The organism is Sorangiineae bacterium MSr11954, assembly GCA_037157815.1.
Lineage (GTDB): Bacteria > Myxococcota_A > Polyangia > Polyangiales > Polyangiaceae > Pendulispora > Pendulispora albinea.
Map to the genome: position 1 here is coordinate 4733151 of CP089984.1, position 12060 is coordinate 4745210.

Sequence of the window (12060 nt, forward strand, 5' to 3'; positions counted from 1 at the left end):
CGCGCTCACGGGTTCCCTGCCGCCTTGCGAACGGCGGCGCGGATGCGGGTATAGGTTCCGCAGCGGCACAAATTGCCGGCCAGCGATTCATCGATCTCCGCGTCGGTCGGGCGCGGCTTCTTCGCCAGCAGCGCCGCGGCGCTCATGATCTGCCCCGCCTGGCAGAACCCGCACTGCGGCACCCCCAGCTCCACCCAGGCGCGCTGCAGCGGGTGGTTCCCGTCGGGCGAGAGCCCCTCGATGGTGACGACCGCGCCCCCGGCCGCGCGCCGCACCGGGGTGACGCACGCGCGCACGGGCTCGCCGTTCAAGTGAACGACGCACGCGCCGCAGAGCGCTTGCCCGCAGCCGTACTTGGTGCCCGTGAGGCCGATCACGTCGCGAAGAGCCCAGAGCAGGGGCATCTCGGGATCGACGTCGAGCTTTTGCTCCGTACCATTGACCCGTACGACCAACTCCGTCATCGCGTTGCCTCCTCTTTTGGACACACGGCGCCCGTCTCGATCCATGCGCTGACGAGCGCTCCAAACTTCGCCTGCGATCCCGGCGCGGGGGCGCGATCCGCGCCGGGCGCCCAACCCCACGCCACCAAGGGATCGTGCGCCGCGTGGTCGGCGATCGCTTGCAGGCTCTTGCCCCCGTTGCGCGCGCGATCCTTCACCTGCTCGCAAATGGCGCCGAGCGAGCGGCCCTCCCACGCCATGCTCTTGGGCGCCAGGTGCCAGTTCGGTGCCCCCGGCACCCGCGCCAGCTCGGGGTTCTTGTCCTGGTGGCACGAGCCGCACGCCATGCCCACCACGCCCTGATCGGCGGGGCCGCGCGTGACCGGAGGATCGTGCAGGAGCATCGCGTCGCGCTGGTGCGGCGAATCGCCCGCGGGGTGGCAGTTGACGCATCGTGGGTGAAGGAGCACGCGGCCCGCCTCGGCGAAGAGCGCGCGCGAGCGGTCCTCGCGATCGGAGATGCCGGCGAAGGCCTCCGGCGGACGGAGCCCGTCGGCCGGGGCCGCGGTCAGGGGAACGGAGGGCGTCGCCGCCGGCTCCTGCGACGAACCTCCGCACCCGGCGGACGAAGCCGCGAGAGCTGCGAGAACGCCAAAGGTGCCGAAGGTGCAGATCGCGGCGAGCCGCAACTCGGGTCGCCCGCGCCCTGCGAGCAGCCCTCTGAGCATGGTAGCGCGTCGGGAAAACATCCGGCCGATTGGAGCATTTTCCGATGCTCCGCGATCCGAAAATGCTACGAAAATATCGACTTTAGAGGGCGCTCGAACTTCACCTCGGTGGTCGTTCCAGGCCGCATTGGAGCGCGTACAATCGACGCCAAACGCTCCGAACGCCAACGCTAAGGCGCAAACGATTCGAGGGTGCCATGGCCGCCCGCGAAGGTGATGGCCGGCGGATTGACGCGCACGCCCCGCACACCGCGGTGCGCAACCTTGAATGGAATTTCGGTCGCGCCCTGCTGCGCGATCCGGAATGCATGGCTAAGCCCGGTCGCATCGTCCCCGACCACCAACGCCGCGTCCGTGCCCAGCTCGAACGCTTGCGCGAAGGTCAGCGCCGTGGGGAGCTTGGCCGCGTCCCACACCACGGCCTTGCAGTTGGCGGTGCACCCCAGATCGATCAGCCGGGTAGGGGCTCCGTTCGCCGCGGCCGGGGTGCTCGCATCCGCCGGGGCGAGCCCGCCGCCGAGCACGATGCGCGCGCCATCGAGCGCCGCCGCGGCCGCACCCCGCACGGCGTCGGCGGGGTAGGGAAGGGCCGTGGTCGCCGTGGCCCCCGCCGCCAAGAGCTCGATGCCCGCGCCGGCCTCGCTCCCGCCGGCCACGACCAGGCCGCGCCCGGGGGCCCAGACCGCCGCGGCGCCCGCGCGCGCCGTGATCAACGACGCAAAGGCCATCGATCCATCGGCTCCAATCTTGAGCACGCGCGCCGTCGGCGCGCCGGTGCGCGTGCCCCCGACGATGTAGAGAGATCCATCGGGCGCCCGCACGGTCGCGCCCCCGGACACCTCGGCGAAGGTCCCGCCCTCGGGCGCCGTCAGATCGCGCGAGGCCGAATCGGCCAGCGAAAACTCGGTCGCCCCGGCATCGTCGACGAGGAGCAGCGACGCGCCGCGCGCCGCGAGGCTCTTGGGCGCGCGCGGCAAGGTGGGCGGCTTCTCCAGCGGCGCCAGGCTGGCGAAATCGTAGATCTGCGTCTTGGTGGCGTTCGCAGGGTTCGCGCCGCCGGCCACGATGAGGTAACGGTCCGACACGGAGGCCAAGAGGGGCGCCTCGCGCGTGTCGTCGAGCGGCGCGGGCATGCGGGCGAGCTCGGAGGTGCGCTGCACGAAGATGGGCAACGTGCGCCCTTCGAGCGCCCCGAGCTGCACGGCCACCGACGTCCCCGTCACCAGCACCCGCCCGGCCGCGTCGACGGCGTTGGCGCGCACGCGAATCAGCGGCGTGGTGTTTTGGTCGCCCAGATCGACGTTCGATGCGGGCAGGGCGACGGTGGTCAGGTTGGTCACGGCCCCGGTGGACACGTCGATGGCGTCGACCACGAGCTTCGCGGGCGCCGGCTCGCGGGAGAACACCTCCGACTCACCGCCGGTGGAGAGCGCAAGGGTGACCTCCTCCTTGGAGCTGCACGCCGCCACCGCGCCCAGCGCGAGAGCAACGGGGACGGCAAACGCAGAGAACGAGGCGCGAGGAATCACACCCGCGGGTGTAGCAGAAAAATTGGCCCAAATGAGAAGGCAGCGCTACCGAAGGGAAGAACCAGGAAAGCATGGAGCCGGGATCGCATCCATCCACCACGAACGCCGACGGACGCGACGGCGAGCACCACGAAGGCTCCGATCCGGCGCCGGAGGAGAAGACCCCCCTCGGCATCACCCTGACCTTCTTGGCGCTGGGCGGCGCGTGCATCGTCTTCGCCGTCGCGGCGCTCTCGGGTCGCAAGTCGAGCGCGCCCACCTATGTCGATCCCCTGGGCGATCTGGTGGCGCAGCATGCGCGCGCAGCCAACTCGGGCGCGCCCTACACCGCCAAGCCGACCGATCTCGGCTCGCACGAGGTCACATTTCCCGGCATCCTCAGCGACAAGGATCGCCCCACCACCGCCCTCGCCGCCGTGCGCGGCAACAGCGCGCGCTTCGTCGCCGGTGCGCAGGATGCGCGCGACGCAGGCGCGCCGATGGCGTCCCTTCCCGCGGGCCCCATGCCCGGCGTGTCGCTTCCGGCGCAAGCCGTGCTCGAGGCTTCGCCGGTGGTGACGCGCCCCCGCGATGCGCTGACCCGGGTGGCCAGCGAATCGGGCCAGATCGGTCAGCCGGCGGCGCCATCGGTACCGGTCGGACGCGAGGGGGGATACCAGCTGCAGATCAGCTCTTTTCGCGCCCGCGACGAGGCTGCGCGGTTCGCCGACCAGCTGCGGGCGCGCGGCCACAAGGCTTACGTCCGCGAGGCGCACGTGCCGGGTCGGGGCACCTGGTATCGGGTCCGCGTCGGCCCGTTTGGGAGCCAGCAAGCGGCAGCGCAGTATCGTTCCCGCTTCGAGGCGAAAGAGCACGTCGTGCCATTCGTGATGAAGCCCCAAGAGGCCGACGCCGAGTGACCGTCACGCGCCTTGCCGCGTCCGACGTTCATTGGACGGCCGTGCACGCCACCGCGCGCGCGTCGGTTTCGTAGGTTCTCGGTTTCGCCGTTTGCCGGCAGTTTTCGATTTTTCCTTACGCGTTCGGAATTTCGACATGAAACCCGCAACGTGACGGTCCGATGTCGCCTCACGCAACTTCTGCGCGCTCGGTCGATAGGCTTGCGCCATGACGCCTCGCCTGCGATCCGGCCATGATCGAAGCGGGAGGCATGCAGCACATTGACGGTGCCGATAGAGAGAGCATGATGCCGGATATGCCGTTGCCGTTATGGGCAGTCGGGCTTGTGCTTGCAGCGGTCTCGCCGTGGTGCGTGCGAGCCGCGGGGAGGGAAATGGAACGAAGAGCCCAACGTCGCACCCGTCGCACAATCGACACTCTTGCGCGGTCTTCCACGCACAGCCGCCACGGTCAAAGCTTGCCGACGCAACCGGCCAGCCTCCGGGGTTCGCACAGCGTTGGTTCAAAGAGCGTCGAAACCTCCGGTGAGGTTGGAAGCACACGTTCGGCGGGTTGATCGAAATCGTGAAAAGGATGGCTCGAAGCACGAACCACCCAATGAGACCCCGTGAGAACCGGGCCTCGAACCCGATCGAGAACCAGCCCGATGCGAAGGCGACTCGCCTAGGGCATAAACTGGTACGGAGAGTGCACCTCTACGTTGCTGTTCGTTTTTGGCACTATACGAATTATCGTTTGCGGAACCCTTCGACGTGTCGGCATCTCGCGCCGCCGCGGCGCGTTGGGTTCAACCCTTTACGTTCCTTGCAGATGACGTTGCGCGGCCAAACGCCCCCAGTGAGGCCGTCATCGGCCTTCGCACCACGCGAAGTGCACGACGACGTTTCAAATCTGCAACCCGCATTTCGGGAGAGGAACGTCGCCTCATGTCCCACCTTTTCTCAATGAAAAGTAGCGCGGGCGTGGGGGCACTACGTAAGGTCTAAGAGGGGGAAACCGGTTCACGTACTGGCAGGAGAAAGAGAGACCCCCATGGCAAGGCTGTTCGGACTCATCGGCAATCGCGCGGATCTCGCCGCACGCGTTCTCGCCTCCGAGGCAGACGCCCTGCGCGTGCATGCCCGCGCCACGCCGGACATGCCGGGGCGTGCCCATGTGCCCCTCGGCTGGGGCATGGGCTTTTACCAAGGCGGTGAGGTGCTCATTCGCCGCCGCCCCATCGACGATCGCCCCGAGATCGATGTGGCCAAGAACGCGCACGATGTCCGGGCCGACATCCTGATCGGTCAGGTACGGCAAGCGACCGTCGGATCGCTCCGCACGGAAAACACGCATCCCTTTCGCTACCGCCAGTGGCTCTTTGCCCAGACCGGCACCGTATCGCGCTTCGACGGCATCAAAGAGCGCCTCGCCGCCAGCGTGCCCGATTTCTTGCGCGGCGGCATCCGCGGGGAGACCGACGCGGAGATCGTCTTCCACGTGTTCCTTTCCTTTCTGCACGACGCCGGCCGCCTCGAGGATTTGAGCATCGACGAATCCGTGGTGCGCGACGCGTTGCGGTCCACGCTCTCGGTGGTCGACGGGATGACGGCCGAGATCGGGGCCGAGCCGGGCGCACTCAACATCGTGGTCACCAACGGCGATGTGATTGTGGCTCTGCACCGCAACGATGCCATGGCCTACCGGCAGTTCGCCGGCAAAGCCGACGCGGACGCGCTCATCGGTGACGATCTGCAGCTTCGTCGCCGCGCCCCCGAGCTTGCCCAGATGCACTTCGTCCTCCTCGCCAGCGACATGGACGATTTGGTTGCCCCGAGCAGCTCGCTCGGTGGAAAACCGCTGCTGTCAGGTCCCGAGTCGACCAAGGCCAGCTTGGTACGCTGGAAGAAGATCCCCGAACGTGCCATCGTCACCCTTACGCGTGGGGACGAGCCGAAAATCGAGACCCTCTGACATTGCTGTCGCGGCGTTAGGCGTTTCGCTGGGGCTTCTGGTTTTTCTGGTGGCGGCGGGGGCGGGCTGCCGGTCGGTCCCCGTCACAGCCGTAACGGGGCCGGAGGCCCAGCCCGCGCCACGAAGGCCCGATGGGGTGGTGCTCGATCCACCGGCCGCGATCCCGCTGGCCGTGGATCGGGTCGCCGCCCGCGGGGTGGTGGCGCTGCGCGAGCCGTTGGGCGACGAGGCGCTCTTCGACGTGGTGCGCACGTATGTGACGGCGTTTCAGCACGAGGACGTCGACGGCCTGATCCAACTGCTCGCCTTCGACGCCGTCGCCCTCGACGCCAAGGGCCCGCGTTCGCGCTCCGCCATCGTGGACGCATGGCGCGCCCGCTTCCGCAACCTCGACTACGCAAAGCTGGTCGGCACCGAGGTGATCGACTTCGACGCCATCGAGCGCTACACGGCACAGAACCTCGGAAGCGCCGGAAGCTCGAGCAGCTCGAGCAGCTCGAGCAGCTTCGGCGTACCGGCGCGTCCGGCCGAGATGCGCGACGCCGATGTTCTCCTGCGCATCCCGGTTGCGGCTGCGCGCGTGGCCGGCGAGCGATACTTCGGCGATGTGATCCTGATGCTGCTGCGCCGCGATGGCGAGCGATACCGCATCGCGGGTCTCGCCGAAGAAGACGCGCCGTAGGCTCGAAAATCAGCGGGTATGTCCAACGGCTCGGAGGCTCGACCCGAAGGGTTTCGAAGGGCGGAGCCCGCGACCGTCCGAAAGACATGAAGACGCCCTACGACGTCGGCGTCCTTCAGCGGTACTTCTCGTGATCGATGTTGTACTTCTTGAGCCAGCGATGCACCTGCATGCGCTCCTTTCCGAGCTCCCGCCCGACCGCTGCGATGTTTCCGCGGTGGCGCGTGAGCAGCTCGCGCAGCTCGTCCTCGGTGGGCGCACCCCGGCGGCTTGGTAGCGCCTGGCTGATGGGCTGACTCGAGAACGGCGGCGGAGGGCCACCGTGCGAGAGCGGCCCGAGCGAATCGATGGAGGTGCGCGCGCCGTAGCCCTTCATGAACTCGGCGATGGCGTCGGGGAGCTGTGGGGCGTCGAGCACCGAGCCGCCGCAGAGCGCGATGCCCCGCTTGATGCAGCTCTCCAGCTCGCGCACGTTGAAGGGCCAGTTGTAGTGCATCAGCGCCACCAGGACGCTGAAGGTGAACGAGAGCCGCGGTGCCCCGTAGCGGGTCGCGAAGCTTCGGGCCAGGAGCAGCACGTCCTCTTTGCGCTCGCGAAGGGGCGGCAAGCGGACCGCGTGCTCGTTGAGCCGCGCGAAGAGATCGCCGCGAAAGCGGCCGTCGCGCACCAAGGTGTACAGATCGCGGTGCGTGGCGCAAACCACGCGGATGTCGACTTTGTCGGCCGTCGTTCCGCCCAGCGGAAAGACCTCGCGCATCTGCAGCACGCGCAGCAGCTTGGCCTGCGCCTCCAGCGGCATGTCGCCGATCTCGTCGAGGAACAAGGTTCCGCCGTCGGCCAGCTTCACCAAGCCCGGCTTATCGCGATCGGCGCCGGAGAACGCGCCGCGCCGGTATCCGAACAGTTCGCTCTCGAGCAGGTTGTGCGGGATGGCCGCGCAGTTGATCGCTTGAAACGAGCCCCGCCGACCGGAGAGCCGGTGGATGCCGCGCGCGACCACTTCTTTTCCGGTGCCCGTCTCACCCAGCACCATGCACGAGAGCTCGGTGGGGGCGATGCGCTCGACGTCGCCGGCGATGAAGTCCATCTGGCAGCCGCCCACCAGCTCGGCGAGGTGGTGCGCGCGCCTCTCACCAAAGATGGCGCCGTCGATCCGGTGGCGCACGTAGTGCTCCGCGCCGCCGGCCACGAACTTGAAGATGGCGTCGCCCACCCGGATCTCGTCGAGGTGCCCCAGCGCATGCTCGCCCACGAAGCGCCCGCCGACCATGGTGCCGTTGCGGCTCCCCAGATCGGAGAGGATCCAGCGCCCATCCAGGTACGAGATGCGCGCATGCTGCCGGCTCACGGCTTGCTCGGGGACACAGATGGGGTTCGTGGCATCGCGCCCGATGATCAGCTCGGGCACCGTGAACACATACGCGGGGTGGAATTGTTCGAAGTTCGGGGCGTAGAGCAGCACCAATCCGGGGTGTGTCGTTCCCGTGGTCTCCCCCGCCGCCCGTTCCGGTGCCCCTTCGCCATGGTACGAAGAGGAGACGCCGGTCATGTGCTTGTTCAGAGGACCGCCACCGCTCATTTTCCTCCAAAGCCTATCACCTTGGCACGCCGTCTTCTCGGTTCGGTATGCATGGTCCCCGCAAACTAGGATGGCCGCCCCGGATCGGGCGTGGCATTGGCCAAATTCGGCGAGATGCCGTAACGCGCGCCATCGATGCCCGCGCGTGCACAGATTGTGGCGAACACTCGGTCGGTATCGCCGTTCAACTCGTCGAGGGTCCCCGTGTTGTGGATAACGAAGTCGGCCACCGCGACTTTTGCCTCCAGCGGCATCTGCGCTGCGAGCCGAAGCCGCACCTGCTCCGCGCTCTCCCCATCGCGCGCCACCGCGCGCGCGAGCTGCAACGAGGGCGTTGCCGCCACCACCACCAGCGGACGAAATGCATCCGCGAGCCCATTCTCGACCAGCAGCGCGGCCTCGTAGCAAGCGAGCGGCTCGCCTTGCTCCTCCAGCGCCCGCGCGCGCTCGGCCGTGAGCGCCCCGATGCGCGGGTGCACGATGCCGTTCAAGACGCGCCGTTTTTCGGGGTCGGAGAACACGATGCCCGCCACCTTGGGACGGTCGAGCGCTCCTTCGGCGGTGAGCACCTCGGGCCCGAAGGCTCGCACGATGGCCGCGAGCCCCGAGGAGCCCGGGGCCACCACGTCGCGCGCGAGCGCATCGGCGTCGATGACGGGGAGTCGGTGGGCGCGCAGTCTCGCGGCGACCGCGCTCTTGCCCGAGGCGAGACCACCGGTCAGGCCAAAAAGGATCACTCTTGCGGTATCGCAGGGAGCGCGACGAAGCGCAAGACAAGAGCAAGACAAGGGGAGCGGCTTTGTCCAGTGTCCTTGTAGGCGGACAATGTCCCGATGCGCTCTAATGGTCTGGTGAATCGACGTCGGTTCCTTCTCCAACTGGGCGTCGTCGGTGGCGCCCTTCTCGCCACCGGCTCGGTGGTGGCGTTCTTCCGCACACGCGGTTATGCGATCGCGCCCGAGCGAGAACGCTCGCTTCTCTCCCTCTCCGCCTGGCAGCTCATCGTGGTGGAGCAAGCGGCTCGACGTATGGCCGCATCCGACGAAAGCGCTGATGTCGTTCCCACGACCGACGAAACGGATGTGGCCGGTTTCATCGACGCGTACGGCGCCAAGCTACCCGAGGACATGCGCCGGGATCTCTTCCGCTTTTTCGCCTACCTGGAGCATTTGGCGCCACTTTGTCTCCAGCTGGGCTCGCGCTTTTCGCGCTTGGCCCCGGCCGACCAGGATCGCGTGCTCGCCTCGCTCGAGACCTCGGACATGCCCCTCTTGCGCGCCGGCTTCCAGGGGCTCAAGGCGTTGGTCTTCATGGGGTACTACCGCGATCCCCGCACCTGGCGGATCGCGGGCTACCCGGGGCCATGGTTGAATCGTCCGGAGGGCGCGGGGAAGGAAAGGGACGGAGGGTGATGGTGCGCGGGGTGGAGCTCCGGCTGGCGGAAAAATCCTTCGTCACGCGCGGCCGCGATCTGCGCGCCGATCTCGCGCTCGACGCCGGCGCGGTGGTGGTCGGGATGGGCGCAGGAGGCTCCATCGCGCTGCGCGAGCTGGCGCGCGCCGGCGTCGATGTGGTGGGCCTCGAGGAGGGCGGCTACCACACGGCGGCGGACTTCAACCAGCGCGAGGAGCAGATGCTCGCGCTCCTCTTTCAAGAGATGGGCGGGCGCACCACCGAGGACATGGCCATCCGCGTTCTGCAAGGGCGCGGCGTGGGCGGCAGCACCATCCACAACACGAACCTCTGCAAGCGCATCCCCGATCCCATTTTGAACGCGTGGAGCGAGCGGCTCGGTCTTCACGATCTGCGGCCCGAGGCGCTCGCGCCGGTGTTTGCGCAGATCGAGTCGGAGCTCGGCGTAAGCACCATGGGCCCCTCCGATCGCAACGCGAACAACGAGGTGCTGCGCATCGGGATCGAGAAGCTCGGCTGGCGCGGCGGTCCGCTGCAGCACAATCGCATCGGCTGCCAGCGCAGCGGGTTCTGCGAGCTGGGGTGCAGCTACGACGCCAAGCAAAACGCGCTCAAGGTCGTTCTGCCCCAGGCCGCAGCCGCCGGCGCGCATGTCTATGCCGACATCAAGGTCACGGAGATCCAGGTCGACGGCGGCGCGGTCACCGGGGTGGAGGGCGTCGCCCTCGACGAACGGGGCGCGATGATCGCCCACGTCCGCATTCGCACGCGGGTGGTGGTGCTCGCGGGGAGCGCCACCGGCTCGGCGGCGTTGGCCCTCGCCAGCGGGCTGCCCGATCCGCACGATCAGCTGGGGCGCGGGCTGCATCTGCACCCGGCGGCGCTCGTCGCCGGAGTCTTCGACCGGGAGCTCGACGGCTTCGACGGCATCCCCCAGTCGTACGAGTGCACGGAGCACCTCTCGTTCGAGCCGGGCAGCGATCGCCGCGTCTGGATCGTTCCAGCCTTCGGGCACCCCATCGCCACCGCCGCGCTGCTCCCTGGCTTTGGCGCCGCGCACATGCGGGCCATGCGCGCGTACCGCAAGCTGGCGGTGCTCACGGCCATGGTCCACGACGAGAGCGAGGGGCGCGTGCTTCTGCGCGACGGGCGCAACGGCGGCCGCCCGCAGCTTCGCTACGAGCTCGGCGAGTCGGACCGGGTGCAGCTCGCGAAGGGCATCGTCGCGTGCGGCCGCATCCTCTTTGCCGCCGGCGCGAAGGAGGTCGTCGTCCCCGCCGTCTTCCCCTTGCGCACCCGCGATGCGCGCGAGCTCGACCGCGTCGACATGGCGTTCGTGCGGCCGCACCATCTCCCGCTCAGCGCGGTGCACCCCATGGGCAGCATGCGCCTGGGCACCGACCCCGCGCGAAGCGTGGTGGGGCCCACCGGCGAGCACCACCAGGTTCGGGGGTTGTTCGTGGCCGATGGCTCGCTCTTTCCAACGAGCATCGGCGGTCCGCCGCAAATCGGGATTTACGCGCTCGCGCTGCACCTGTCGCGGCACATGGTGGCGCGGGCGAAGGGGTGATTCGAGCCGCCCGGGGAACGCTGTTTTTAGCCGCCAGGTCGCGAGCGGGAACGCTTTTTCAAAGAATCAATCCCGCCCCGCGTCCTTCGGCTCTGCGCAAGGATCCCCCGAGACCGGCGGAATCGGGGCCGCCACGTCCTTGGGCAGCGCGATTTGCTTGGCGGTAAAGCCGATGCCCACGGAAATCCCGTTGCATGCCGTGTCCGGGCGGTTCGACCCGTCGGAGAGGATGTCGGAGGTGGCGCGAATGCGATCGGCGACGGTAGCAAGGGCGCCGCAGCCATTGAAGCCGGCGAGCACCGGCTTGAGGGCGTCGATGAACTCCTCCGTGTCGATCACGCCGGCGATGATGCCGTTGGTCGCTTCGCCCGGGGCGCTGTGCTCGAAGGTGACGATGGCCCGCTGGATGCGGATCGCCAATTTTCCTTGCGCGATCGAGAGGGACAAGATCACGTCCCCCGCGCCCCCGTTCACCCACACGCCCCCGTTGATGTACCCGTCGGAAAACTGCACCTTGGGGCTGTTCACGTCCCCGTTGTGAACGGACTCGTAGAGCACCGGCCAGTTGTCGCTGGGGCCAAAGGTTGGCGTGCCCGAGAACTTCGCCCCGCCGTACAACTTGGCGCTCACACCCGTGGCGGTCTGCTTGGGATCGTTGGTCAGCCCCTTTACATCGAGCAGGGCCGTGAAGGAGCCGTCGGTGATGGCCCCGTTGATGTCCGTCTCGGCGCTGGAGAGGACCAAGCGCAAAAGCGGCAGCACATTTTTTCCGAAGGAGTTGTCCACACCCCCCGGACCGTCTTCTTGAATGCCCTTGTCCCCGACCACCTTGCACACATCGGTCGACGTCTTGGTGGTGATTTTGTCGTCCAGATCGTAGCCGTGCTTTTGCCACGCGATCGGGTTCGTCGCACCGGAGGGGTCGGTGTGCCCGAGGAACAATTTTTGAAGCGCGAAATTTCGCTCTTCGGTCGACGCAGACGAAGAGGCGCCGCTCGGACGAGCGGGCGGGTGGACCTTGCCATCCCCACCGGAGGGCGGAGATTTGCTGTCGTCGCTGCTGCACCCACCGAAAAGCAACGTCCCTGCAAGCCCGGCCACCAAGGATGCAAGGCCCAGAACCCTGAACGTGCGCGTGTGCTTCATGTCGAATGCCTCCACCGCCCACCTGGCCACAAAGTCGGCGAACTCTACCCTTCGATGCATCGGCGGGGCAAACCGCCCGCTCCTCGTCCGTAAATTGCTAGCTGTGACCGACGGTGC

At 67.9% G+C, this 12060-nt stretch carries 11 protein-coding genes; 5 read left to right on the forward strand and 6 right to left on the reverse strand.

The window, feature by feature from the left end:
* Positions 1-5: 5 nt before the first annotated feature.
* From LZC94_18600 to LZC94_18610, 3 genes are all read right to left on the reverse strand, one after another.
* Complete coding sequence (locus LZC94_18600) at positions 6-464, reverse strand: (2Fe-2S)-binding protein (GenBank protein WXB19232.1); 459 nt, start codon at positions 462-464, stop codon at positions 6-8.
* Positions 461-1171 carry an Isoquinoline 1-oxidoreductase subunit gene (locus LZC94_18605; GenBank protein WXB19233.1) on the reverse strand — a complete coding sequence of 237 codons (711 nt, stop codon included), beginning with the start codon at positions 1169-1171 and terminating at the stop codon, positions 461-463. The genes LZC94_18600 and LZC94_18605 overlap by 4 nt, the downstream gene beginning before the upstream one ends.
* 170 nt (positions 1172-1341) lie before the next feature.
* Positions 1342-2700: a hypothetical protein gene (locus LZC94_18610; GenBank protein ID WXB19234.1), complete on the reverse strand. Its 1359-nt coding sequence runs from the start codon at positions 2698-2700 to the stop codon at positions 1342-1344.
* A 71-nt stretch (positions 2701-2771) separates the two neighbouring features.
* Between LZC94_18610 and LZC94_18615 the strand changes: the two genes are divergently transcribed.
* The 3 genes from LZC94_18615 (at position 2772) to LZC94_18625 (ending at position 6235) form a co-directional block, all read left to right on the forward strand.
* Positions 2772-3599, forward strand: coding sequence for an SPOR domain-containing protein (locus LZC94_18615; GenBank protein ID WXB19235.1), 828 nt, complete (start codon positions 2772-2774; stop codon positions 3597-3599).
* A 1033-nt stretch (positions 3600-4632) separates the two neighbouring features.
* The gene (locus LZC94_18620; GenBank protein WXB19236.1) at positions 4633-5553 is read left to right on the forward strand and encodes a class II glutamine amidotransferase; all 921 of its coding nucleotides are present in this window, start codon (positions 4633-4635) and stop codon (positions 5551-5553) included.
* Between the two features lie 49 nt (positions 5554-5602).
* Positions 5603-6235 (forward strand): hypothetical protein, encoded by a 633-nt coding sequence (locus LZC94_18625; GenBank protein WXB19237.1) that lies wholly within the window; start codon positions 5603-5605, stop codon positions 6233-6235.
* A 115-nt stretch (positions 6236-6350) separates the two neighbouring features.
* Here the strand turns inward: LZC94_18625 and LZC94_18630 are convergent, their stop codons facing one another.
* Together LZC94_18630 and coaE are read right to left on the reverse strand one after the other, a co-directional pair.
* The gene (locus LZC94_18630) at positions 6351-7814 is read right to left on the reverse strand and encodes a sigma 54-interacting transcriptional regulator (GenBank protein ID WXB19238.1); all 1464 of its coding nucleotides are present in this window, start codon (positions 7812-7814) and stop codon (positions 6351-6353) included.
* Positions 7815-7879: 65 nt separating this feature from the next.
* Complete coding sequence (gene coaE / locus LZC94_18635) at positions 7880-8551, reverse strand: dephospho-CoA kinase (GenBank protein ID WXB19239.1); 672 nt, start codon at positions 8549-8551, stop codon at positions 7880-7882.
* A gap of 96 nt (positions 8552-8647) precedes the next feature.
* On the opposite strand from coaE, the gene LZC94_18640 reads away from it, so the two are divergent.
* Positions 8648-9226, forward strand: a complete 579-nt coding sequence (locus LZC94_18640) for a gluconate 2-dehydrogenase subunit 3 family protein (GenBank protein ID WXB19240.1) — start codon at positions 8648-8650, stop codon at positions 9224-9226.
* Positions 9226-10797 carry a GMC family oxidoreductase gene (locus LZC94_18645; GenBank protein ID WXB20211.1) on the forward strand — a complete coding sequence of 524 codons (1572 nt, stop codon included), beginning with the start codon at positions 9226-9228 and terminating at the stop codon, positions 10795-10797. Before LZC94_18640 ends, LZC94_18645 begins: the two co-directional genes overlap by 1 nt.
* 66 nt (positions 10798-10863) lie before the next feature.
* On the opposite strand, the gene LZC94_18650 is transcribed toward LZC94_18645, so the two are convergent.
* Positions 10864-11943: a hypothetical protein gene (locus LZC94_18650; protein WXB19241.1), complete on the reverse strand. Its 1080-nt coding sequence runs from the start codon at positions 11941-11943 to the stop codon at positions 10864-10866.
* Between the last annotated feature and the right edge of the window lie 117 nt (positions 11944-12060).